At 73.4% G+C, this 23613-nt stretch carries 23 protein-coding genes; 10 read left to right on the top strand and 13 right to left on the bottom strand.

What is annotated here, in order from left to right; all coding sequences use genetic code 11:
- Positions 1 to 164: 164 nt before the first annotated feature.
- Positions 165 to 1247 (top strand): aminotransferase class I/II-fold pyridoxal phosphate-dependent enzyme, encoded by a 1083-nt coding sequence (locus AB0G50_RS01585; RefSeq protein ID WP_360100920.1) that lies wholly within the window; start codon positions 165 to 167, stop codon positions 1245 to 1247.
- Between the two features lie 18 nt (positions 1248 to 1265).
- Here the strand turns inward: AB0G50_RS01585 and proB are convergent, their stop codons facing one another.
- The 6 genes from proB to AB0G50_RS01555 all read right to left on the bottom strand — a co-directional run bounded on the left by proB (position 1266) and on the right by AB0G50_RS01555 (position 8399).
- The gene (proB, locus tag AB0G50_RS01580; RefSeq protein ID WP_360100917.1) at positions 1266 to 2396 is read right to left on the bottom strand and encodes a glutamate 5-kinase; all 1131 of its coding nucleotides are present in this window, start codon (positions 2394 to 2396) and stop codon (positions 1266 to 1268) included.
- Positions 2393 to 3853 carry a GTPase ObgE gene (obgE, locus tag AB0G50_RS01575; protein WP_360100914.1) on the bottom strand — a complete coding sequence of 487 codons (1461 nt, stop codon included), beginning with the start codon at positions 3851 to 3853 and terminating at the stop codon, positions 2393 to 2395. Before obgE ends, proB begins: the two co-directional genes overlap by 4 nt.
- A gap of 93 nt (positions 3854 to 3946) precedes the next feature.
- Complete coding sequence (gene rpmA / locus AB0G50_RS01570; protein ID WP_360100911.1) at positions 3947 to 4210, bottom strand: 50S ribosomal protein L27; 264 nt, start codon at positions 4208 to 4210, stop codon at positions 3947 to 3949.
- A gap of 14 nt (positions 4211 to 4224) precedes the next feature.
- Entirely contained in the window at positions 4225 to 4539 is a 315-nt protein-coding gene (rplU, locus tag AB0G50_RS01565) for a 50S ribosomal protein L21 (RefSeq protein ID WP_360100908.1), read from the bottom strand.
- Positions 4540 to 4740: 201 nt separating this feature from the next.
- Positions 4741 to 7488, bottom strand: a complete 2748-nt coding sequence (locus tag AB0G50_RS01560; protein ID WP_360100905.1) for a translation initiation factor IF-2 N-terminal domain-containing protein — start codon at positions 7486 to 7488, stop codon at positions 4741 to 4743.
- Positions 7489 to 7640: 152 nt separating this feature from the next.
- Positions 7641 to 8399 carry a TIGR03936 family radical SAM-associated protein gene (locus AB0G50_RS01555; protein WP_360100902.1) on the bottom strand — a complete coding sequence of 253 codons (759 nt, stop codon included), beginning with the start codon at positions 8397 to 8399 and terminating at the stop codon, positions 7641 to 7643.
- Between the two features lie 234 nt (positions 8400 to 8633).
- Here AB0G50_RS01555 and AB0G50_RS01550 point away from each other — a divergent pair, with 234 nt between their 5' ends.
- From AB0G50_RS01550 to AB0G50_RS01525, 6 genes are all read left to right on the top strand, one after another.
- Positions 8634 to 10115, top strand: coding sequence for a S8 family serine peptidase (locus tag AB0G50_RS01550; protein WP_360100899.1), 1482 nt, complete (start codon positions 8634 to 8636; stop codon positions 10113 to 10115).
- 136 nt (positions 10116 to 10251) lie between these two features.
- Positions 10252 to 10455 carry a hypothetical protein gene (locus AB0G50_RS01545; protein WP_360100896.1) on the top strand — a complete coding sequence of 68 codons (204 nt, stop codon included), beginning with the start codon at positions 10252 to 10254 and terminating at the stop codon, positions 10453 to 10455.
- Positions 10452 to 11576, top strand: a complete 1125-nt coding sequence (locus AB0G50_RS01540) for an FAD:protein FMN transferase (RefSeq protein ID WP_360100893.1) — start codon at positions 10452 to 10454, stop codon at positions 11574 to 11576. The genes AB0G50_RS01545 and AB0G50_RS01540 overlap by 4 nt, the downstream gene beginning before the upstream one ends.
- Positions 11573 to 12109, top strand: a complete 537-nt coding sequence (locus AB0G50_RS01535; protein WP_360100890.1) for a ferric reductase-like transmembrane domain-containing protein — start codon at positions 11573 to 11575, stop codon at positions 12107 to 12109. Before AB0G50_RS01540 ends, AB0G50_RS01535 begins: the two co-directional genes overlap by 4 nt.
- On the top strand, positions 12106 to 13164 hold the full coding sequence (locus AB0G50_RS01530; RefSeq protein WP_360100887.1) for an NADH-ubiquinone oxidoreductase-F iron-sulfur binding region domain-containing protein: 1059 nt from the start codon (positions 12106 to 12108) through the stop codon (positions 13162 to 13164). The genes AB0G50_RS01535 and AB0G50_RS01530 overlap by 4 nt, the downstream gene beginning before the upstream one ends.
- A complete protein-coding gene (locus AB0G50_RS01525; RefSeq protein ID WP_360100884.1) occupies positions 13161 to 13352 on the top strand; it encodes a ferredoxin in 192 nt (63 codons plus the stop codon). The genes AB0G50_RS01530 and AB0G50_RS01525 overlap by 4 nt, the downstream gene beginning before the upstream one ends.
- A 7-nt stretch (positions 13353 to 13359) precedes the next feature.
- Here the strand turns inward: AB0G50_RS01525 and AB0G50_RS01520 are convergent, their stop codons facing one another.
- From AB0G50_RS01520 to AB0G50_RS01500, 5 genes are all read right to left on the bottom strand, one after another.
- Positions 13360 to 16098 (bottom strand): LuxR C-terminal-related transcriptional regulator, encoded by a 2739-nt coding sequence (locus AB0G50_RS01520; protein ID WP_360100881.1) that lies wholly within the window; start codon positions 16096 to 16098, stop codon positions 13360 to 13362.
- A 255-nt stretch (positions 16099 to 16353) separates the two neighbouring features.
- Positions 16354 to 16605 (bottom strand): sigma factor-like helix-turn-helix DNA-binding protein, encoded by a 252-nt coding sequence (locus tag AB0G50_RS01515; RefSeq protein ID WP_360100878.1) that lies wholly within the window; start codon positions 16603 to 16605, stop codon positions 16354 to 16356.
- A gap of 227 nt (positions 16606 to 16832) precedes the next feature.
- Positions 16833 to 18797 (bottom strand): TIGR03960 family B12-binding radical SAM protein, encoded by a 1965-nt coding sequence (locus AB0G50_RS01510; protein WP_360100875.1) that lies wholly within the window; start codon positions 18795 to 18797, stop codon positions 16833 to 16835.
- Between the two features lie 31 nt (positions 18798 to 18828).
- A complete protein-coding gene (locus AB0G50_RS01505) occupies positions 18829 to 19239 on the bottom strand; it encodes a DoxX family protein (protein ID WP_360100872.1) in 411 nt (136 codons plus the stop codon).
- Positions 19240 to 19344: 105 nt separating this feature from the next.
- Positions 19345 to 19560 (bottom strand): hypothetical protein, encoded by a 216-nt coding sequence (locus AB0G50_RS01500; RefSeq protein WP_360100869.1) that lies wholly within the window; start codon positions 19558 to 19560, stop codon positions 19345 to 19347.
- A gap of 125 nt (positions 19561 to 19685) precedes the next feature.
- Here AB0G50_RS01500 and AB0G50_RS01495 point away from each other — a divergent pair, with 125 nt between their 5' ends.
- Positions 19686 to 20276: a GNAT family N-acetyltransferase gene (locus AB0G50_RS01495; protein WP_360100866.1), complete on the top strand. Its 591-nt coding sequence runs from the start codon at positions 19686 to 19688 to the stop codon at positions 20274 to 20276.
- Here the strand turns inward: AB0G50_RS01495 and AB0G50_RS01490 are convergent.
- Both AB0G50_RS01490 and ndk read right to left on the bottom strand, forming a co-directional pair.
- Positions 20195 to 20791 carry a hypothetical protein gene (locus AB0G50_RS01490; protein WP_360100863.1) on the bottom strand — a complete coding sequence of 199 codons (597 nt, stop codon included), beginning with the start codon at positions 20789 to 20791 and terminating at the stop codon, positions 20195 to 20197. The two genes, AB0G50_RS01495 and AB0G50_RS01490, sit on opposite strands and share 82 nt — an antisense overlap.
- Before the next feature lie 79 nt (positions 20792 to 20870).
- Positions 20871 to 21281: a nucleoside-diphosphate kinase gene (gene ndk, locus AB0G50_RS01485; protein WP_360100860.1), complete on the bottom strand. Its 411-nt coding sequence runs from the start codon at positions 21279 to 21281 to the stop codon at positions 20871 to 20873.
- 164 nt (positions 21282 to 21445) lie between these two features.
- On the opposite strand from ndk, the gene AB0G50_RS01480 reads away from it, so the two are divergent.
- Entirely contained in the window at positions 21446 to 22084 is a 639-nt protein-coding gene (locus tag AB0G50_RS01480) for a hypothetical protein (protein WP_360100857.1), read from the top strand.
- Between the two features lie 1320 nt (positions 22085 to 23404).
- Positions 23405 to 23593: a hypothetical protein gene (locus AB0G50_RS01475; RefSeq protein ID WP_360100854.1), complete on the top strand. Its 189-nt coding sequence runs from the start codon at positions 23405 to 23407 to the stop codon at positions 23591 to 23593.
- Positions 23594 to 23613 lie beyond the last annotated feature (20 nt).

The raw sequence follows: 23613 nt of genomic DNA, 5'->3' as shown, positions 1-23613 counted from the left end.
CCGCCGAGGAAAGCCCACCCGGTCGGGGCGCGCGTCGACGGCACCCGGTGCCCTCGCACCCGTGCGGGTGGATCCGGGTGGGCACGTCGACCTGATCGGGTCACGGGTGTCCGGTGCTTGAATCCGCCTTTCGTCGGGACCTGCTCCCGACGACGAGGAGGACGATGAACCTGACCACGGCGCGGGGCGGCCACGTCGTCGTCGAACGGCCAAGGCCCGGACCGGCGGACGTGTCGCTGCTCGGCGACGACTACCTGGGACTCGGCAGGCACCCCCAGGTGCTGGCCGAGCGGATCGACGCGCTGCGCCGGGGCCGGGCCCGCGACCCGCGACCGCAGCTGGAGGCCGAGCTGGCCGGGTTCCTGGCCGCGCCGACCGCCGTGCTGTGCCGGTCCGGCTGGGACGCCAACGTGTGGCTGCTGGACACCGTGCTGCGCGACGCCGCGCCGGACCTGCCGGTGTACCTGGACGAACGGGCGCACGCGTCGCTGTGGTGCGGCGCGATGTCCGGAGGCGGGCGCACCCGGCGGTTCCAGCACAACGACGTCGACCACCTGGAGCGCCTGCTCGCCGACCACGGGCCGGGCGTGGTGTGCGTGGACAGCGTCTACGGCGCGCTGGGCGACGAGGCGCCGCTGAACGACCTGGTGGACGTGTGCGAGCGCTACGACTGCGCGCTGGTGGCGAACGAGTCGCACGCGCTGGGCGTGCACGGCCCGCGCGGCGAGGGGCTCGTGGTGGCGCTGGACCTGGCCGACCGGGTCGCGTTCCGCACCGCGACCCTGGCCCGTTCGTTCACCGGTCGCGCCGGGGTGATCGCCTCGAACCGGGAGTTCGCCCGCTTCCGCGCGCCGCACTCGGTGTTCCGGGCCACGTCGCCGACGCACGAGGTCGAGGGACTGCGCGCCGCGCTGCGGGTGGCCACGACCGACGACACGGCGCGCGAACGCCTCTGGTCGGTCGCGGGCCGACTGCACGAGGACCTGCGCGACCTGGGCTGCGACACCGCCCCGAGCACCGGCCCGATCCTGCCGCTGCACACCGGAGGCGAGGCCAACCTGGACGAGGTGTGCGCGATCCTGGAGGACCACGGGGTGTTCGGCTCGCCGTTCCGCCCGCCGACGACACCGCGCAACCGCACCGTCCTGCGGCTGACCGCCCACGCCGGCCTGGACGACGACGCGTTGGACCGGGTCGTCACCGCGTGCCGCGCGGTCGTGCCGAAGCTCCAGCCCTACCGCGCGTAACCGGTCGAGAGGCGGGGTTCAGGTGCGCAGGGGCACCAGGTCGTCGGCGTGGACGACCTCGCGGCGCTGGTCCTCGGGGAGGTCGCGGGTTTTGCGGCCGACGAGGGTCGGGAGTTCGGTGGCGTCGTAGCCGACCACTCCCCTGGCCACCACCACGCCGGTCAGGTCCGTCAGGTCCACCACGTCGCCGGCTTCGAAAGCGCCCTCCACCGCGGTGATGCCCGCCGCCAGCAGCGAACGCCGGCGGCCCACGACCGCGGCCACCGCGCCGTCGTCCAGGGTCAGCCGGCCCGCGGCGTCCGCGGCGTGCCCCAGCCAGAAGCGGCGGGCGGTGAGGCGGGAGCCGGTGACCGCGAAGGCCGTGCCGACATCCGCCGGGCCCAGCGCCCGCAGGGCGTCCGCCGAACCCGCCAGCAGCACCGGGATCCCCGCCGACGACGCCAGGCGCGCCGCGGCCAGCTTGGAGGCCATGCCGCCGGTGCCCAGCCCGGACGCGCCGACCGACCCCGCGCGCACCCCGTCCACGTCCGCCGCCGAGGCCACCTCCGGCACCCGACGCGCGCCGGGCCGCCGGGGGTCACCGTCGTACAGGGCGTCCACGTCGGACAGCAGGAACAGGGCGTCCGCGCCGACCAGGTGCGCGACCAGGGCCGCCAACCGGTCGTTGTCGCCGAACCGGATCTCCTCGGTGGCCACGGTGTCGTTCTCGTTGACCACGGGCACCGCGCCCAGGGCCAGCAGCCGGGAGAACGTGCGCTGCGCGTTGCGGTAGTGCGCGCGCCGGACCACGTCGTCCGCGGTCAGCAGCACCTGCCCGACGGTGAGGTCGTAGCGGCCGAACGAGTTCGCGTACGCGTGCGCCAGCGTCAACTGACCGACGCTCGCCGCGGCCTGCTGGGTGGCCAGGTCACGCGGCCGCCGGGTGATGCCCAACGGGGCCAGGCCGGCCGCGATCGCGCCCGAGGACACCAGCACCACCTGGCTGCCCGCCGCGCGCCGAGCCGCGACGGCGTCCACCAGGGCGTCCAACCGGTCGGGGTCGAGGCCGCCGGCCGCGGTCGTCAGCGACGACGACCCGACCTTCACCACGACCCGGCTCGCCGCCGAGACCGCCCGCCGGGCCGCCGAGACCGCCACCGAAGTGCTCACTCGTCCTCTTCGAAGTCCTCGAACTCGTCGTAGACACCCGGGATCCGCCGGGCTTTCTTGGCCGCCAACCGGTCCGAGGCGCCGATGCGGTTGTTCGGCTCCAGACGCGCGTCGGTGCCGCGGCCGCTCATGGTCAGGGCGATGCCTGCGGGCGTGGTCGGCTCCCAGTCGAACACCAGGTCGCCGATGGTGACCTGGGCGCCGGGCACCGCGCCCTTCTTGACCAGCACGTCCTCCACGCCCAGCCGGGCGAGCCGGTCGGCGAGGTAGCCGACGGCCTCGTCGTTGGAGAAGTCCGTCTGGCGGATCCACCGCAGCGGCCGCTCGCCGTGCACGATGAAGCCGCCCTCCTCCTCCGGGTCCTCGACCACGGTGAACCCGGCGTCGTCGACCGCGGTGGGCCGCAGCACGACGCGGGTGGACTCCTGCTTGGGCCGCGAGGCCCGGTACTCCTCGACCACGCGGGCCAGCGCGAACGTCAGCTCCCGCAACCCCTCGCGGCTGGCCGTGGACACCTCGTACACCGGCAGCCCGCGGGCCTCGATGTCCGGGCGCACCAGCTCGGCCAGGTCCCGCGCCTCGGGCACGTCGATCTTGTTCAGCACCACCACGCGCGGCCGCTCGGCCAGGTCGTCGGCCAGCGACGGGGTGTACTTGGCCAGCTCGTTCTCCAGCGCGTCGATGTCCGACAGCGGGTCGCGGTCGGCCTCGTAGGTCGCGCAGTCCACCACGTGCACCAGCACGGCGCAGCGCTCGATGTGGCGCAGGAAGTCCAGGCCGAGGCCCTTGCCCTCGGACGCGCCGGGGATCAGGCCGGGCACGTCGGCCATGGTGAAGACGGTCTCGCCGCCGGTGATCACACCCAGGTTCGGCACGAGCGTGGTGAACGGGTAGTCGGCGATCTTCGGCTTGGCCGCGGACAGCACCGAGATCAGCGACGACTTGCCGGCCGACGGGAAGCCCAGCAGGCCGACGTCCGCGACGGACTTGAGCTCCAGCACCAGATCCTGCGACTCGCCGGGTTCCCCCAACAGGGCGAACCCGGGCGCCTTGCGGGCCTTGGACGCGAGCGAGGCGTTGCCGAGGCCGCCGCGACCGCCCTGGGCCGCGATCAGCCGGGTGCCCTCGCCGGTGAGGTCGGCGACGACCTCGCCGGACTCGGTGAGCACCACGGTGCCGTCGGGCACCCGCAGTTCGAGATCGGCGCCGTTCGCGCCGTCGCGGTTCGCGCCCTGGCCGCCCTTGCCGTTGCCGGCGGCGGCGTTCGGGCGGAAGTGGAAGTCCAGCAGGGTGTGCACCTGCGAGTCCACGACGAGGACGACGTCGCCGCCCTTGCCGCCGTTCCCGCCGTCGGGACCGCCCAGCGGCTTGAACTTCTCGCGGTGCACCGAAGCGACCCCGTTGCCCCCGTCGCCTGCGGCGACGTGGATGACCACCCGGTCAACGAAGCGGGACACGGGGAAACTCCCTTTCACAAAGAACGAGGGGCGGGTGCCGGACTGCGCCCGGTCCCGCCCCTCGTCAAGAAGAAATCAGTGCTGCCCGGGAAATCAGGCGGCGACCTCGACCGGAACGATGTTCACGGTCTTGCGGCCGCGCTTGCTGCCGAACTCGACCGCGCCGGCGGCGAGGGCGAACAGCGTGTCGTCCTTGCCGCGGCCCACGTTCACGCCGGGGTGGAACTTGGTGCCGCGCTGGCGGATCAGGATCTCGCCGGCCTTGACGACCTGACCGCCGAACCGCTTCACGCCGAGGTACTGGGCGTTCGAGTCACGGCCGTTGCGAGAGCTGGACGCACCCTTTTTGTGTGCCATGGGGAGTCAGATCCTCACTTACCGGTGATTCCGGTGACCTCGACGCGGGTCAGCTTCTGGCGGTGACCCTGGCGCTTGTGGTAGCCGGTCTTGTTCTTGAACTTGTGGATGCGGATCTTGGGGCCCTTGGTCTGCTCGACGACCTTGCCGGTCACCGAGATCTTCGCAAGGGCGTCCGCCGCGGAGGTGACTTCCTCGCCGTCCACGACGAGAAGCGGCGCCGCGAAAGTGATCTCGGTGTCCGGCTCGCCTTCGAGCTTCTCGACCTCGATGACGTCGCCGACAGCCACCTTGTACTGCTTGCCGCCGGTCTTGACGATCGCGTACATCGGGACGGAAGTCTCCTGCTACTCGACGGGACGGGATCGCGCGCGCCGCAATTCTGCTGGAACAGCGGGATGGGCTTCGCGCGATGAGGACCCACCGGACGGCGGGCCGCTTATCAGGTTACGTGGCGGTGGACAGCCCGGTCAAACCGGGGTCCCCCAAGCCCGGTGCGGCCCCGCCTGAACGGGGCCGCACCAGGGGGTTCAGCCTTCCTTGACCGCGTTCACCGGCGGGCCGGCGGGACGCGACGCGGCGCGCCTCGTGGTCCGCCGCCGGGTGGTCACCTGGGCCTGGCCGTTGGTCGACTCGGCGCTCAACGACTCGGCGGCGTCCTGGGGACCCACCTGGGTGGGCGTCTCGATGGCCGCGTGCGCGGGCTCCTCGACCACCGGGGGCTCCGGCTCGCGCACGGCGGCCGGCGGCTCCACGGGCTCCTGGACGGCCTGCTCGGGTGCCGGCTCGTGCTTGGCCACGGCGCCCGCCTCGCGCCGGGCACGTCGGCGCTGGCGGCGCCTGCCGTGCTCGGGCCCGGCCTCGTCCGCGGCGACCGCGGGCTCCTCCGAGAGCGGGCCGACCGGCTCGTCCGGAGTGGACGGCTCGACCGCGGGACGCGGCGGCTCGACGGCCACCGGCGGCTCGACGGCCTCGACCACCGGCTCCGGCGCGACCTCGGCCGCGTCCGAGCCCTTGCCCCGGCGCGACTTGCGCCCGCCGCCCTGCTGCTGCGGCTGGTGCTGCTGCTGGGGCTGGCCGTTGCCGTTGCCGTTGTTGCCGCCGCCGTGGTGGTGCACCGGCTCGGTCGAGACGACCAGGCCACGCCCGCGGCAGTGCTCGCACGTGCTGCTGAACGCCTCCAGCAGCCCGGTGCCGACCCGCTTGCGGGTCATCTGCACCAGACCCAGCGAGGTCACCTCGGCGACCTGGTGGCGCGTCCGGTCGCGGCCGAGGCACTCGGTCAGCCGGCGCAGCACCAGGTCCCGGTTGGACTCCAGCACCATGTCGATGAAGTCGATCACGATGATGCCGCCGACGTCGCGCAGCCGGAGCTGGCGGACGATCTCCTCCGCCGCCTCCAGGTTGTTGCGCGTCACCGTCTCCTCGAGGTTTCCACCCGACCCGGTGAACTTGCCGGTGTTCACGTCGATGACCGTCATCGCCTCGGTGCGGTCGATGACCAGGTAGCCGCCCGAGGGCAGCCAGACCTTGCGGTCCAGCGCCTTGAGCAGCTGCTCGTCGATCCGGTGCTCCACGAACACGTCGTTGTTGCCGACGTGGCGGCGCAGCCGGTCCTGGAGGTCCGGCGCGACGTGGCGCACGTAGGCGTCGATCGTCTCCCACGCCTCCGAGCCCTGGACGATCAGCGCGGCGAAGTCCTCGGTGAACAGGTCGCGGACGACCTTCACCAGCAGGTCCGGCTCTTCGTAGAGCAGCTGCGGCGCCTGGGCGCGCGGCTGGTCGGCCTTCTCCTTGATGACCTGCCACTGCGCCTGGAGGCGGGTGACGTCGCGGCCCAGCTCGTCCTCGGCGATGCCCTCCGACGCGGTGCGGATGATCACGCCCGCGTCCTCCGGGACGACGCGCTTGAGGATGTCCTTGAGGCGCTTGCGCTCGTTGTCGGGCAGCTTGCGGCTGATGCCGGTCGCGCCGCCGCCGGGCACGTACACCAGGAAGCGGCCGGGCAGGCTGATCTGGGTGGTCAGCCGGGCGCCCTTGTGGCCCACCGGGTCCTTGGTGACCTGCACCAGCACGCTGTCGCCGCTGGAGAGGGCCTGCTCGATCTTGCGGGCCTTGCCCTCCAGGCCGGCCGCGTCCCAGTCCACCTCGCCCGCGTACAGCACCGCGTTGCGACCGCGGCCGATGTCGATGAACGCCGCCTCCATCGAGGGCAGCACGTTCTGCACCCGGCCGAGGTAGACGTTGCCCACCAGCGAGCCGGTGCCCGACGAGGTCACGAAGTGCTCGACGAGGACGCCGTCCTCCAGCACGCCGATCTGGGTGCGGTCGCCGCGCTCGCGCACGACCATGGTGCGCTCGACGGCCTCGCGCCTGGCCAGGAACTCGGCCTCGGACAGCACCGGCGCGCGACGGCGACCGGCCTCCCGGCCGTCCCGGCGGCGCTGGCGCTTGGCCTCGAGCCTGGTGGAGCCCCGAACGCTGCGAACCTCGTTCTGGGCGGCCTCGGAGTCGGCCTTGTCGTCGCGCGCGTCGCGGGTTTCCCGGACGTGCACGACCGTGTTCGGCGGGTCGTCCACCTCGGGCGCCTCGTCGTCCGCGCCGCCCTTGCGGCGACGGCGACGACGGCGGCGCCTGCTCGTGGCGCTCTCCGGCTCGTCCTCGGTGTCGGACTCGGCCTCGGCGGCCTCCTCGACCGGCGCCGCGTCCTCGGCGTCCTCGCCGGGCTCGTCGCCGTTCTCGGCCTCGTCGCCGACACCCTTGCCGCGACCGCGACCACGCCGGCCACGACGGCGGCGGCGGCGGCCTTCGCCCTCGTCGCCGGCGTCGTCGGCGGCCGACTGGTCGTCGGTCGCGTCCTCGACGTCGTCATCGTCGTCGACCTCGGCCGTCGTCGCGGCGGGCGCGACCACGGGCACCGGGGTCGGCGGCAGGAACACCGCGGACGGCGGGGCGAACAGGGGGGTCAGCGCGGCCACCTCGCGGGTGGGCACGGCCGGTTCCTCGGTCGCCTCGTCCACCTCGCCGGTGACGATGTCGTCCCACTTCAGCAGGCTCTCGGCGACCTTGAGCGCGAGTTCGCGAGTCACGCTCGACTGCGCGGTGCGCACCGGTTCGCCCAGGTCCGCCAAGGCGGCGGCGACGTCCTTGCTGCTGGCTCCCAGCAGCTTGGCCAGCGCGTGCACCCTGAGCTTGGCCGGCAGGTCCGACAGGTCGGGGTGCGCGGGTGTGGTGTTACCCCCGCCGGCGGCGCCGGCGGGCTTGTCCGTGTTCGACATGCAGCTCCTCCGCCCCCGGGCGCGTCTTGGGAAGACGCGGCTCGCGCAGGGGCCTCTCTTGTCCACTCACCGCCGCGGCTGGCGGCGGGAATCCTTGCCTCACGCTGTGCGCTTGTGGCACAGCAGGTCGTTGCTCTCCCGCGACGACGCCGTCAGCACGGCTCCGAAGGGACTGCCGGTCCGACCTCCGCCGCCCGGTCCGGGGCGAGCGGGTCGACCAGCCGACCCTCATCGTCGAGCCGCCCCTGTGCCATCCGGGTCGCCTTCGCGGGCACCGGCGGAACCAGGTCGGCGACGACTCGGAGCGCGCTCAGCACGTCGTCGGGTCGCACGGTAGGCGTTGTCTGCCGTACGACCGTCATGAGTATCCCACACGGTCGTGACAATTCAGGCGCATCGTGGCCCGCGTCGCTCGAATACGCCTCGACCTGCGCCGACACGACCGCCGGTCGCACGTCGAGGATCCGCCGGCCGTCCTTGGTCGTGCGCTCGACCTCGACCGACGGCGCGGCCAGCAGCGCGGCCACCGCGGCGGACAGGACTTCGGGCGACACGCCCGGCAGTTCGACCCGCCACTCGCTGGCCTCGATGCGCTCGGGCAGCGTGCCGCCGGCCGACTGGACGACCTCCAGCACGTCCAGGCCCGGTGGCAGCACGGCGTCCAGCGCCAGCCTCAGCGCCTCCGGGTCCACCGCCTGCACCACCTGGACCTCGACGTACTCGGCCTCGCTGGCCACACCGGTCGGCGCGGCGCCCACCCACGAGACCTTCGGGTGCGGGCTGAACCCCTGGGAGTAGGCCATCGGGACGCCCGCGCGCCGCAGCGCCCGCTCGAAGGTGCGGGCGATGTCGCGGTGCGAGGTGAACCGCAGCCGGCCGCGCTTGGCGTAGCGCAGCCGGAGCTTCTGCACCGGCGCGGCCGACGGGTTGGGCTGCTGCTGGCGGTTCAGTGCTGCTCCCCGGGGGTACTCGGTGGTCCCGATGGGGTGACCCCCGCATCGGCACGCTCTGCTACTCCACCAGGACGGTACCGTGGGGCCTTCGGCATCGTTGCGCTTGTCTGGTTCGTGCTCCCTGGCTACCGTCCGGCGACAGTGGTCGGGGCGACGGCTCGACCCCGGCCAGCCCAGCACTGGAGGTCCCCCGTGCCTCTGCTCCGCCGCGCCCGAGCGGTCGCGGTCAGCGCGGCGCTGCTCGCGACCGGTTGTCTCGCCGTGTCCGCGAACGCCCACGCCGACCCCGACCTGCACGTTCCCGCGCCGGAGTGCATCCAGCCGGGCCCGGTGCTGAGGTACCTGGTCGTGTTCGACCGGGGCACCTCCGAGCCGCTCGCGCGCGCCGAGACGGCCGCCGCGTGCGGCACCACCGTGGGCTACTACCCGGCGATCTCGGTGGCCGTGGTGACCTCCGGCGACCCCGGCTTCGGTCAGCGGATAGGACCCGATCGGGCGTACAGCGCGCAGGCGGACGGGTTGTCCCGGCGCACCGGCTCGCCCGCCCGGAAGAAGGACGACGAGCCGGTGAGCCGGTCCGCGGCGCCGGGCGGCGCGGTGGACCGCACGGCCGAGCAGTGGGACATGGACCTCATCCACGCGGCCGAGGCGCACGCGATCAGCGGCGGCAGCCGGGACGTGGTGGTCGGCGTGCTGGACTCGGGCATCGACCCGGCGCACCCGGACCTGGTCGGCGCGCTGGACCCGGCGCTGTCCGCCGGGTGCACCAACGGGATCGCCGATCCGGAGCAGTCCGCGTGGGCCCCGACGACGTCCGCGCACGGCACCCACGTGGCGGGCATCATCGCGGCGGCCGACGACGGCGCCGGCACGACGGGCGTGGCGCCGGGGGTGCGGATCGCGTCGGTGAAGGTCGTGGACGACGACGGGTTCATCTACCCCGAGTACGCGGTGTGCGGGTTCATGTGGGCCGCGACGCACGCGATGACCGTCACCAACAACAGCTACTTCATCGACCCGTGGGTGTTCACCTGCCAGAACAAGTCCGGCCAGGCCGTGGTGTACGAGGCGGTGCGGCGGGCGGTGGACTACGCGGCGGCGCAGGGCGTGCTGACCGTGGCGGCGGCGGGCAACGGCGGCGCGGACCTGACCAAGCCGGGTCGGGACACGCAGAGCCCGACCAACGCGGCGGCCGAGGACGTGAAGCCGCGGTCGGTGGACAACACCTGCCTGCTGCTGCCGGCGCAGCTGCGCAACGTGGTGGCGGTGTCCTCGGTGGGCGCGTCCAAGGTCAAGGCCGGGTACAGCTCCTACGGGTTGGGCGCGGTGGACGTGACGGCGCCGGGCGGCGACCGCAAGCAGCCGCCGGACGACGGCGAGCAGGGGTGCGTGCTGTCGACCGTGCCCGACGACGGTTACGACTACTCGTGCGGCACGTCGATGGCGGCGCCGCACGTGTCGGGCGTGGCGGCGCTGCTGGCCTCGACGCACCCGTCGGCGAACCCCGGCGAGCTCACCCGGATGCTCAACACGGAGGCCGAGACGCTGCCGTGCCCGGCGGACTACGACCTCAACGGCACCGGGGCGCAGGACGCCTACTGCACCGGCTACTCGGAGTACAACGGCTTCTACGGGCACGGGCTGGTGGACGCGCTGGAGGCGGTCCAACGCTGAGCCCGTCGACGGCGGACCGATAAGCGGGACAGAGCGCGGGCACAGCCGGCGCTCAGGTTCGGGGTTCAGGCTCGGTCCCATGAGCACCCCAGAGCGTGTTGCCCGCCGGGATTCGGCCCGGCGTCGCGTACGGGCGGTGACCGCCTCCGTCGGTGTCGCCGCGGCGGCGCTGGCCGCGTTCTTCGCCGCCGTGCTGCCGGCCGGCGCGGACTCGACCTCGTCCACCTCGGACTCCTCGACCGGCTCCTCAACCGACCAGGGTGGTTCCTCGGACTGGGCGCCGACGCAGGCGCCGCAGGCCGGTCAGGGCGACTCGCACGCCCGGTCGGGTGCGTCGTGAGGGCCGTGTCGTTCCCGGCCCTGGGCACCACGGCGGTCGTGGTGTCGGAGGTGCCGGACCTGGCGGAGCGGTTGCTGCGGGTCGAACTGGCCGCGCTGGACCTGGCGTGCAGCCGGTTCCGGGCGGACTCGGAGTTGAGCGCGGCGCACCGGGCGGCGGGTCGGGCGGTCGTGGTGACGCCGCTGCTGGCCGAGGCGGTGGACGTGGCGCTGCGGGCGGCGGAGCGCAGCGACGGGTTGGTGGACCCGACGGTCGGCGCGGCGCTCGAGGCGTTGGGGTACGACCGGACGTTCGCGGCGGTGGTCGACTCGGCGGAGCCGTGCTCGGGCGTGCCGGCGCCGGGGTGGTGGCGGATCGGGTTCGACCTGCCGACGCGGCGGCTGCTGGTGCCGCGCGGGGTGCGGCTGGACCTGGGCGCGACGGCGAAGGCGTTCGGGGCGGACCGGGCGGCGCGGGTGATCGCGGACGCGACGGGGACCGGGGTGCTGGTGTCGCTGGGCGGTGACGTGGCGGTGGCCGGTGACGCGCCCGCCGGTGGGTGGCGGATCGCGGTGGGGGACGTGGCCTCCGGCCCCCGGTTCCATGGTCTCACGGGGGTGCGACGATTTTCGGGCTCCGGTGGGCGGGGTGTGGACAGCTCCGGGGCTGTGGACAACCCGTGGGCGGTGGGCGGGGACGAGGCTGTGGGCGGCCTCGGGCGGGAGTCCTTTGCGGACTTGCGGCGTGACGGGTTCGTCGGACGGGTGGCGTCGGGAGTCGCGGAAGGCTTGACAGACAAGGGAAGTGTGCGGGACCGCTTGTCCTTTGTGGAGGGTGAGCAGGTGGTGACCGTGGTGTCGGGCGGGGTCGCTACGTCGGGGACGGCGGTGCGGCGGTGGCGTCGGGGTGGGCGGGTGGTGCACCACGTCGTGGATCCGCGCACGGGTGAGCCGGCCGGGACGTGGTGGCGGACGGTGAGCGTGGCGGCGGTGGACTGCGTGACGGCCAACACCGCGAGCACGGCGGCGGTGGTGCTCGGGGAACGCGCGCCCGCGTGGTTGGCGGCGCGGGGCGTGCCGGCGCGGTTGGTGCGGGAGGACGGGCGAGTCGTGACCGTGTCGGCGTGGCCGGTGGCGGCGTGACGCAGGCGTTGTGGTTCGCCAGTCGGGGCACCGGGTTGGTGTCGATGCTGCTGTTCACGGCCGTGGTGGTGCTCGGTGTCCTCACCCGGGGTGGCGCGGCGTCGCGGAGGTGGCCGCGGTTCGCGGTGGCCGGTCTGCACCGGTACGTGTCATTGCTGGCGCTGGGTTTCCTGGTCGTGCACATCGCGACCGCGACGATCGACGACTACGCGGGCATCCGGTGGGTCGACGCGGTGGTGCCGTTCGGGTCGGCGTACCGGCCGGTCGCGCTCGGGTTGGGCGCGGTGGCGTTCGACCTGCTGCTCGCGGTGATCCTGACGAGCCTGGTGCGGGCGCGGATGTCCTACCGGGCGTGGCGGGCCGTGCACTGGCTCGGGTACGCGTTCTGGCCGGTCGCGCTGGTGCACGGACTGCTGGTGGGCGACCTGGACCTGGTCTACGTGGTGGTGCTGGACGGGGTGTGCCTGCTGGCGGTGGCCGCCGCGGTGGCCTGGCGGGTCGACCTGCGGCAGAAGGAGGAGGTGGCGGCGTGACGACGTCGACCGGGGTGCGGAAGTTGCCGGAGCGGCCGCTGGACCTGGACGGGCACCTGCGGACCTACGGACCGCCGGCGTTCCCGTCGAGCACGGCCGCGTTGACCGCGGAGTTGGCCGCGGCGGGCGTGGTGGGTCGCGGTGGCGGCGGGTTCCCGGCGGCCCGGAAGATCGGCGCGGTCGGCCGGGCGCGGACGGTGGTGGCGAACGGGTGCGAGAGCGAGCCGTTCAGCCGCAAGGACCGCGTACTGCTGGAGAGGTCGCCGCACCTGGTGCTCGACGGGTTGCTGGTCCTCGCCCGGACACTGGGCGCGGAACCGGTGCTGTGCGCGCGGGAGCACGTGCCGGAGGCCGCCCGACGGGCGGCCGGCGAACGCGGCGTGCGGGTGGTCGTGGTGCCGGGCGGGTACGTGTCGAGCGAGGAGAGCGCGCTGGCGAACTTCCTGCGCACCGGGGTCGCGCTGCCCACGGCGAAGCCGCCGCGGCCGACCGACCTCGGGGTGCTGGTGCACAACGTGGAGACGCTCGCCGACGTCGCGCTGGTGGTCAGGCTGGGCGCGGAGCGGTACCGGGAGCAGGCCACCCGGCTCGCCACCGTGACCGGCGACGTGGCGCGGCCCGGCGTGGTCGAGACGCGCGCCTCGGCGACCGTGGGCGACCTGCTGGACCTGGCCGGTCCGACGGCGCCGCTCGGCGCGGTGCTCGCGGGCGGGTACGGCGGGCGGTGGGTGCGGCCGGACGAGCCGCTGCGCGGGTCGGGCGTGCTGGCCGCGTTGCGGGCGGACCGGTGCGGGCTGTGCGAGACGACCCGGGTGCTGCGGTGGCTGGCGTCGCAGAGCGCGCGGCAGTGCGGTCCGTGCCGGTTCGGGTTGCCCGCGATCGCGGAGGACTTCGCGACCGGCGCCTGGGACCGGCTGCGGACCCGGCTGCCGGTGGTGACCGGGCGCGGCGCGTGCGCGCACCCGGACGGCGCGGTGCGGTTGGCGGCGAGTGCGCTGGAGTTGTTCCCGCACCGGACCTCCACCCACCCGGTCCACTGTGGAGGGTCGCGGTGAAACTCGGTGTCGACCCGGTCGCGTGCCGCGGGAACGGCTCGTGCGCGGACCTGCTGGCGGAGCTGATCGACCTGGACGAGTGGGGGTATCCCCTGCTGTCGCCGGACGACGTGCCGGCGCACCTGGTGCGCGAGGCCAAGGGCGCGGTGTCGGCGTGCCCGGCGCTGGCGTTGAAGCTGCGTCGCTGACGGGCGGTCAGCGGCGCAGTGCCTCGGCCAGCGCGGCCCGGCCGGCGATGCCGAGCTTGCGGTACGCGCCGGACAGGTGCAGCTCCACGGTGCGCCGGGTCAGGAACAGGGCCTCGGCGATCTGCCGGTTGGTCAAGCCCTGCGCGGCCATGCCGGCGACGCGCGTCTCCTGCTTGGTCAACCCGTGCACGGTGCCCTGCGCGGTGCTCGGCTCGCACCCGCGCAGCTCCTCGGCGGCCAGCCTGATCAGCGGTTTCGCCTCGCAGCGGGCACTGATGCCCAGGGCCAGCCGCAGGTGCGGGACGGCCTGGCCGGGGTCGCCGGACCGGCGCAGCCGGGTGCCGAGGGCGACCAGCGCCTCCGCGTGCGGCAGCCGGGCGGGTGTGCCTGCCAGCCGGTCGACGGCGTCGCGCAACGCGGTGATCGCGGCCTCGTCGTCGGCGGTGCGGCCCACCGAGATCAGCGCGACGCCCACCGCCCGCGGGGTGCCCCAGCGCCGGGCGCGGGCCAGTTCCTCGGCGGCGAGCTTGGCGGCGGCCTCCCGCTGGCCCAGGGCCAGGTGCGCTCGCACGGCGTGGGTGCGCCACGGCAGCACCGCCGCTCCGTCCATCTGGGACGCGGCGAGCCTGCGACCGCACTCGTGGGCGTCGGCGAGCGCGCCCGCCGGGTCGCCGGTCGCGAGCTTCAACCCGGCTCTCGCGAGCAGGACCGCGTTGTGCTGGAACAACTCCGGCAGCACGCCCGCGAAACCGTGGCGCGCCAGCAGTTCCCGCGCCTCCTCGAACCGGCCGAGCATGGCCAGCACGTCGACCAGCCCGGCCGCGCACAGGATCGCCATCGGGCACCGCTCGACCGCGTCCAGCTCGCCGAACAGGCGCAGCTGCCACTTGAGGAACGTCTTGGCGCGCACCAGGTCCCCGCGCGCGGCGAACTCCAGGCCGTGCGCCAGCGCGACGGCCGTGCCCTTGCGCAGGTGGTAGTCGTTCGGCTCGGCGTCGCTGCCGACCACCCGGCGGAACCGGTCGGACAGCTCGGGCGCGTCGACCAGGAAGCTCGTGGCGACGGTGAACACGAACGGTTGGGCGAACACGTCGGACCGCTCGCCCGCCAGGGCCTCGGCGGCGTGCCGGCACGCCTGGTCGGCGTCCTCGCCGCGGAGCACGTGGCCCAGCGCCCGCAGCACCGAGCGCAGCTGCCGCAGCCGGGGCGCGGTCGGGGTTTCGGACTCCAGCTCGGCGGTCGACATCCAGGCGCGCAACGCGGGCCCCACGTCGTTGCCCACGCCCGCGAGGTAGGACAGCGTGCGCAGTTCCCACGACTCGTCGTGCTCCTCCGGCGAGAGCCGCGACACCAGCTGCAACCCCAGCGACAGCGCCAACCGCGCCTCGGGGCCGCCGCACAGCCGCAGCAGCGTCGCGGCGACCTGGCCCGCCGCGGACCGGGTGTCGTCGGCGTGCGCGAGGGCGTCCCGGAGCAGGTCCATCGCGGCCTCCTGGTCGACCGGGAACGTCGCGTGCACCAGGTCCAGTTGCACCGCCAGCCGCTCGTCGGGCGTCGTCCGCTCCTCCAGCGCCCGGGTCAGGAACACCCGCGCGGCGGCGGGCCGTCCGGCGTACGCGGCGCGGCGGGCGACCCGGCGCAGCACGTCGACGCCCCACCGCAGGCGCACGCCGCGCGCCCGGGCCAGGTGCTCGGCGACCCGCTCGTCCGGCGCGCCCGCCTCGGCCAGCAGCGCGGCGGCACGGGCGTGGTCGACGGCGCGCCCGGCCACCGGCAGGTCGGCCAGCACCGCGGCGCGCAGGAACGGGTGGGCGAAGGCGACCGGGTGGGTGTCGAGGAACAACCGCTGCCGCACCAGCGAGTCCACCACCGCCACGGCCGCCGGCCGGTTGACACCGGCGAGCGCCGCGACCAGGTCGGCGGTGGCGTCCTCGCCGAGCACCGCCGCCGCGCGCACCACCTCGGGCGCGTCCGGCGTCGCCCGCAACCGGAGCCGCAGCCGCTCGCCCAGTGCCGGCGAGCCGAGGGCGCGCACCCCGTCGGCGGTCGTGCCGGGGTCGAGCACGGCGGTCAGCTCGGCCAGCAGGCGCGGGTTGCCGCGGGTCACCTCGTGGCACGCCCGGACCACGTCGGCGGGCCGGTCGGGCAGCAGTTCGCCGACCTCGGTCGCGGACAGGCCGGTCAGCTCGACGGTCGTGCGGCGCCCGGCCAGCAGGTCGGGCAGCGCCACGTCCCCTGCCGGCGACCGACCGGTGGGCGTGGTGAAGGCGACGACCAGCGGTCGGTCGGCCAGCCGGCGCAGCAGGTAGGCGAGGCAGCGCAGCGACCAGTCGTCGGACACGTGCAGGTCGTCCACGGCCAGCAGCAGCGGCGACCGGTCGGCGGTGTCGCGGACCAGCCGGTGGAACGCGTCGGGAGTCGGCGCGGGCTCGGCCAGCTTCTCGCAGAGCCCGGCGAGCACACCGCCGCGCAGGTCGGACTCGAGCCGGGTGGCGGCCGTGCCGGCGACCGCGAACCCCAGTTCGCGGGCCTGCTCGCGGACCCGGCGCAGCAGCGCGGACCGGCCGACGCCGAGTTCGCCCACGACGTGCAGGGTGGCGGTGCGACCCCGCGCCGCGTCGGCCAGCAGCGCCCGGGTGGTCCTGAGCTGGTCGACCCGACCGACGAACGGCGAGGTCCTCGTGGGCGTGGTCACCAGGACTCCGATCTGCTCGGCGTCGGCGGCGGCGTGGGATCGGGCGGACACCCACGGTAGGCCCCTTGTCCAGACCTTCGGTACCGAGAGGTTCCCCAACGGGATCGGCCGATTTCCTTCGGTGCCCACCGTAGAGACCCCGGCCGGCCGGTAGGCCAGAATCGGCTCCGGCGGCCGGTTTACCGACCGGTCGGCGGCGACTCGTCGCGGGCATTCGTGACGTTCCGCGATAACGGCGCACACGGATCGTGCGGCCCGCCCGGTAAATGACCGCGAATGCCCGCCGCATTGTTTCCGGCGAAAGCGTCAGCCCGACTCGGGCAACGCCCTGCGGATGATCTTCATCGCGTGGTAGACCCGCGACTTCACCGTGGACTCGGGGATGCCGAGCACCTGCGCGGCCTCGCGGACGGTGCGCCCGCGCAGGTAGGTCTCGCACAGCGCCTCGCGGTGCTCTTCGGCGAGCGCGCCGATGACCTCGGCCAGCACCTCGGCGACCCGGCCGTCGTCCCGACCCCGTGGACCCCCGTGCACCCGCAGCCCGCCAGAGGAATTCATGACGTTCCGGACCTCCCGGAGTTCGCACGGCGGAGGAAAAGCGACCGACGCGAACGTACTACACCCGGGTAAGCCAATCCAAGTATCACCGCGAAGACATTCACCGGCAATAGGGGTCGTACCGCCTTGACCACTCCGACAACCCTGCGGTATTCGGTGTGGTGCAGATCACCGGGGCCAATTGAACCGGGGAACCGGGGTGTTCGTCGCGCTTCCCCGGTCCCCGATCAGCCCTTGGTCAACGCCGGGTTGCGCACCGGCGAGCCCGTGCCGACAGGCGAGATCGGCAGCAGCGTCCGACCGGTCGGGCCGACCTCGATGTCGGTGCCCATCGCGGGGCACACGCCGCAGTCGAAGCACGGCGTCCAGCGGCAGTCGTCCTGCTCGCGCTCGTCCAGCGCGTCCTGCCAGTCCGCCCAGAGCCACTCCTTGTCCAACCCCGAGTCCAGGTGGTCCCAGGGCAGCACCTCCAGCTCCTCGCGCTCGCGCGTGGTGAACCAGGCGAGGTCCAGCCCGAGCGGCTCCAGCTCGGTCGCGGCGGCGGACACCCAGCGGTCGTAGGAGAAGTGCTCGGACCAGCCGTCGAACCGGCCGCCCTCGCGCCACACCCGTTCGATCACCAGGCCGATGCGCCGGTCGCCGCGGGAGAGCAGGCCTTCGATCAGCGAGGGCTTGCCGTCGTGGTAGCGCATGCCGATGTTGCGCCCCAGCGCGCGGTCGGAGTTGACCGCCTCGCGCAGCTTGCGCAACCGGTCGTCCACCACGTCCGGGTCGCACTGGGCCGCCCACTGGAACGGCGTGTGCGGCTTGGGCACGAACCCGCCGATCGAGATGGTGCAGCGGACGTCCTTGCGGCCGCTGACCTCCCGGCCCTTGCGGATCACGTTCTTGGCCATCTCGGCGATCTGGAGGACGTCCTCGTCGGTCTCGGTCGGCAGGCCGCACATGAAGTACAGCTTCACCTGCCGCCAGCCCGCGCCGAACGCCGCGCCGACGGTCCGGATCAGGTCCTCTTCGGACACCATCTTGTTGATGACGCGCCGGATCCGCTCGCTGCCGCCCTCGGGCGCGAACGTCAGCCCGGAGCGCCTCCCGTTGCGGGACAGCTCGTTGGCCAGGTCGATGTTGAACGCGTCCACGCGCGTGGACGGCAGCGACAGGCTGGTGTTGGTGCCCTCGTAGCGGTCCGCGAGGCCCTTGGTCACCTCGGCGATCTCCGAGTGGTCCGCGCTGGACAACGACAGCAGGCCGACCTCCTCGAACCCGGTCGCCTCCAGGCCGCGCTGCACCATCGCGCCGATGCCCTCGATGGAGCGCTCGCGCACCGGCCGGGTGATCATGCCCGCCTGGCAGAACCGGCAGCCGCGCGTGCAGCCGCGGAAGATCTCCACGCTCATCCGCTCGTGCACGCTCTCGGCGAGCGGCACCAGCGGCTGCTTCGGGTACGGCCACGCGTCGAGGTCCATCGTGGTGCGCTTGAACACCCGGTACGGCACGCGTTCGCGGTTGGGCACCACGCGCTGGATCCGGCCGTCGGGCAGGTACTCCACGTCGTAGAACCGCGGCACGTACACGCCGCCGGTCTCGGCCAGCCGCGTCAGCACCTCGTCGCGACCACCGGGACGGCCCTCGGCCTTCCAGGCGCGGACGATGTCGGTGATCTCCAGGACGGCTTCCTCGCCGTCGCCCAGCACCGCCGCGTCCACGAACGGCGAGATCGGCTCCGGGTTGAACGCCGCGTGCCCGCCGGCCACGACGATCGGGTGGTCCTCGGTGCGGTCGGCCGCGTGGATCGGGATGCCCGCGAGGTCCAGCGCGTTGAGCAGGTTCGTGTAGCCGAGCTCGGTGGCGAAGCTGACGCCGAACAGGTCGAACGCGCCGACCGGGCGGTGGCCGTCGACGGTGAACTGCGGCACGCCGTGCTCGCGCATCAGCGCCTCGAGGTCCGGCCACACCGCGTAGGTGCGCTCGGCCAGCACGTCCGGCTGCTCGTTGAGCACCTCGTAGAGGATCATGACGCCCTGGTTGGGCAACCCGACCTCGTAGGCGTCCGGGTACATCAGCGCCCAGCGGACGGCCGCCGCGTCCCAGTCCTTGACGGTCGCGTTCAACTCCCCGCCGACGTACTGCACCGGCTTGGACACCCGCGGCAGCAGTGGCTCCAACGCGGGGAAGACGGACTCGACGCTCACCGACCCAGGGTAACGGCTGCCCGCGCGCGCCTCAGAACAGCGGTCCGGTGAGGGTCAGACCCAGGTCCGAGCCCACGCCCGCGTACAGGCCGAAGAACATCAGCGCGCCGCCCGCCAAGGCCACGTCCTTGTTGAAGGAGATCATCTCGAGCTGCTTGGCCCGCGGGTCGGTCTCCTTCCAGAACGCGTGCATGAGGAACGCGGTCGGGAGCAGGAAGACCACCAGCAACACCGCGCCCAGGTCCGCCCACACGCCCAGGAGCAGCGACAACGCGCCGACGACCATGAGCACGCCGCTGCCGAGCGTGGCGAGCTTGGCGCTGGGCACGCCCTTGGCCGCGGCGTACCCCGCCATGGCGTCGGTCTGCGTGAGGTGACCGGCTGCCGAGCCGAGGAACAGGATGACGAACAGGATGCGCCCGATGAGTGCGATGACGTCCACGACGACCTCCTCGAAGAGTTCGTCGGAGTGTTCAACCACTCAGCGGGGGCGGCAACTCCTCCGCGCCGGGTGCCACGAGGTCCACCCGGTGGTGGGCCGGCCCGGTCACGCCGGCGCGCCGGGCTCCGGTGGCGGTGTCGCGCTGCCCGAGCGGAGCACCCGGGGCGTCCGGCTCGCGGTTTCGCGGTGCCCCAGCGGCGGGCTCACGAGACCGGGGTGCACGACGCGCGGACGGCCCGGGCCGCGCGGGATCGGGGCACGGCGGGCCGGCCAGCCGATCGGACCGCGGTCGGGACGGGTGGGGACCATGGGGGCCGTCATGCGGCGAGCCTCCGGGTGCGGGAGCGGCGAGCCGGGCCACGGGCGGCGGCGGTGGAAGCGGCGGTCACGGGCGTCACGTTAGCGGCGAGGTCCGACAAACAACGAAGTCGATTTAGGGTTGCCCCATGCACATCGACCTGACCTGGCCGACCACGCCCGACGAACGCCTCCGGGTCGAGGTGCACGAGGTGCTGCACGCCGTGGTCGCGCGGGGCGGGGCCATCGGCTTCACCGAACCGCCCACCCGCGCGCAGACCGACCGGTGGCTCGACGACGTCCTGGCGGCGCCGGGGGACGCCGCGCTCGTGGTGGCCCGGGTGGACGGTGTGGTCCGCGGCACGGCGACGTGGCGGCGCGACCCGGCCGCGGTGTTCGCGGGGTGCGCCGAGCTGGGCCGGGTGACCGCGCACCCCGCCGCGCGCGGCCTCGGGCTGGGCGACCGGATGGTGCGCGCCGTCGTGGACCACGCCCGCGAGGCGGGGCTGGAGGTGCTGACGCTGGGCGTGCGCGGCAACAACCACGGCGCGATCGAGCTGTACGAGAGCGTCGGCTTCCGCGAGTGGGGCCGGTTGCCGAACGCGATCGCGGTCGGCGACACCCGGTTCGACTCGGTCCGGATGTACCTGCCGCTCGGCTACCCCGACGGCGTCGTCCTCCACGGCTCGGCCGCGGGCGGCCTCGGTTCCTCGCCCGCGCGCAGGGTGAGCACCCGCTGACGCAGCGAGACACCGGCGCCCGCCACCGCCACCAGCACCGCCCACGTGAGGTCGCACCGGGACGCCGTCGGGTCGCCGTGCACCGACTCCACGACGCCCGCGCCGAGCCACAGCAGCGTCAGCAGGACGAACGTGGACGCCAGGTGCGGCGGTTCGGGCCGGCGGACGCGCGCGAACCGCACCCCGGCCGCGCCCAGCACCACCAGCGGACCCCACAGGAAGTAGCAGCCCTCGGCGAACAGCGCCACGGTGCCCAGCAGCCGCTCGCGGCCCATGTCGGCGAACGACATCGTGATCACCTGGTTCAGCACCACCAGGCCGGGCACCACCAACGCGGTCGCGCTCGCCCACAGGTACCAGTCGCGGCGGGCGCGCACGAGGTACACCTCGAACGGCAGCACGACCAGTCCGAGCGCCGTCACGCACGCGGCGACCAGGGGTTGGCGGCCCCAGCCGAGCACGAAGATCCCGGCGACCACAGCCGCGGTCGCCCTCACCACCACCCAGAACCGCACCGGGCCTCCCGCCGGTCGCTCCCCACCCTGTGGGTCGCGACGGGTGAGAGGCCCGTTACGCGTCGTGGCGCGGAAGTCCCTACAGGTTCGGGAACCAGAGCTTGATCTCGCGCTCGGCGGACTCGGGCGAGTCGGATCCGTGCACCAGGTTGAACTGGACCTCCAGGCCGAAGTCGCCGCGGATCGTGCCGGGCGTGGCCTTCTCCACCGGGTCCGTGCCGCCGGCCAGCTGGCGGAACGCGGGGATGGCCCGTGCGCCCTCCACGACCAGCGCCACCAGGGGACCGCCGGTGATGAACTCCACCAGGTCGGCGTAGAAGGACTTGCCGTCGTGCTCGGCGTAGTGCTGCTCGGCGGTCGCGCGGTCCACGACGCGCAGTTCGAGCGCGGCCAGCCTGAGGCCCTTGCGCTCGATGCGGGAGATCACCTCGCCGACCAGTCCACGGCTGACGCCATCGGGCTTGACCAGGACCAGGGTGCGTTCGGACACGGCGGTCGTACTCCTCTTCGGGGGTGCTGAATACCTTTGTCAAGCGACGCGGACAGGGTATCCGTCACGTCCGCCGGATCCACCCACGGCCTGGAGAACTCCGCGCCCGCGAACGGGATCCGGCCGTGCTGCCCGATTCCGGGCGGCCTGACATAGTCGCGGGCGTGACCGCGGAGAAAGCCGGCGTCGGATCGTCCCTGACCGCCGCAGCCGTCCTGTTCGTGCTGCTGCGCCTGCTCGCGGTGGCGCACTACGACTGGCACACGACGTTCGCGTTGCTGCACACGCTGGACCTGGAGGACGCGCCCGGGCTGTTCCTCGGCACCTTCATGGCCGACGAGCGGATCAGCAGCGCGCTCCTGGTCCTGCTGGTGCCGCTGATGGCGTTCTACGGCGTGGCCACCCGGTCCCGCGCGGTGCCCCTGGTCGTCACGGTGCTGGTGGCGTTCCTCGTGGCGCACGTGCTGACCTACCACCACTGGTGGGTGCCGGCGGCGGCCGTCGTGCTGGCGGCGGCCCTGGCGGTCGTCGCCCGCCGGCACCGCGAGGGCGAACGCGGCCCGGCGTCGTTCGTGCTGCACCGCATCGGCTGGATCGTCGGCGGTCTCGCGCTGGTGGTCGCGGCGGTCGTGGCCACACCCTGGCTGCCGCGCGAACGCGTCGAGACCACGACCGGCACCATCGAGGCCTACGTGGTGGAAACGAGCCCGGGCTTCCTCAAGGTGCTCCAGGCCGACGACCGCGAGTTCCGCATCCTGCGCGACGACGACGTCCGGTCCCGGGTCGAATTGTCGGACCACTAGCCGCGTTGCGCGTTCCGGACCGTTCCACCGCGCGCTCAGGACGTGCCCAAATCGCACGAACACGAGCGCATCCCGTTCACTTGCGGCCGAACGCCTTGTGGAAACTCCGCGCGTCTCGCACGATGGAAGACGAATCCTGAGCCACCGGGCGAAGACATCCACCAGACAAGGGCGTCATGAATCCGCAATAGCAGGGACCACCCCGCCGACATCGACGGGCGATCCACCACGCGACAACCGGGGAGGTGAACGGCATGCTCTATTCCGTCATGATGGTCGACGCGGCGACGTCCGACAACCGACCGCGGGCCACGACCGGAGGGGAGCGACTGATCGCCACGTCGTCCGAACTGCGCCGAGGCGGGCGACTGCCCTCGCGCCGCGCGCCGGAGCACCTCGAAATCCCTCGCGCCCCCGATGCGAACAGGGTCGGGCCGTTCCCGTTCCCGTGGTCGTGGTCGTGGTCGTGGTCGATCGTGCCGGGCATCTCCCGTCCGGACATCGGATCGGGACCGCCGGACGCCACGGGGGCACGCGCACGGTCCCGCTCGACGTTCCGCCGCCGCGCACGGGGGCTCCTGCCGTCGAGCCGCCCCCCTTCACCGGAGCACGCGTCCCGTCATCGCCCCGACGGGCCGACTTCGGGCTGCCCGGCCCCGGTGTGGCACGTCGCGGACCGCGCCGTCCAGGCCGACCTGCCCGTACCGGCGCACCGGCTCCCGTGATCACAGTGACCGCCTCGAGCACGTCCACCGCGAAGAACGCGTGATCGGAGCTCGGCGGAGCACTGCCTCCTCAATCGTGCCCTTGTACCATCGACCGGTTCGCAGCCCCACCGATCTCCTCCGGTCCGCGCAACGGTCGGGAGGAACCCGGACGTCTCTCTGTTGGCCCAGGCGGCGTCGGGAACGCACGAGGGGGCGCTCGACCGGGCGTGCCCGGGAAAGGCCCCCCGTTGCAGCGGGGGGCCTTTTTCTCATTGTCCCGGCGCGCGCCGACGGTAAGTTGTCCTACCCTAAGGAGAACGGCATCGGCCCGCGAAACCGAGCCCTCGCCTTTCGGTGCTTTCCCTTTCTTTCCGATGGCACCGGACCGGCCCCTCGGCATCGTGCCGAACCAAACCGTTCCGAGTGCACACGGGGGTTTGCGCACTTGTTCACAAGCGGGCATTCTGGTCCTTACCGCTTTCGAGCCCCTGCAAGGACTCGGGCGGATGCCGCGGTCCGAACCCGCGACACTCCGGACGGTCGCAATTCCAGCCGCCTGGGCCATTCCGAACTGAACAGAGAGTGGGGACCGGTGAACCAACGAGTTCAAGCCGTGGTGCTGATCTTGTTGTTCGTGTTCGCGTTCGTGGTCGCCTTGCTGCACATGGGCTACCAGCTCGACACCGCGCTCCTCGGCGCCGGTGGAGCAGGTCTCGTGGCAGCGGAGATCACCCGCCGCCTCCTGGACGGGCCCGAGGGCCCGTCGAGTGGTCGGCCCGCGGACACCGGCCGCCTCGTCTGAGGCGGTCAGCTCCCGGGGGA

This window comes from Actinosynnema sp. NPDC020468 (genome assembly GCF_040642015.1).
Taxonomy (GTDB): Bacteria; Actinomycetota; Actinomycetes; order Mycobacteriales; family Pseudonocardiaceae; genus Actinosynnema.
Note: the sequence above shows the minus strand (reverse complement) of the source record. Positions and strands in the feature narration are given on the sequence as shown.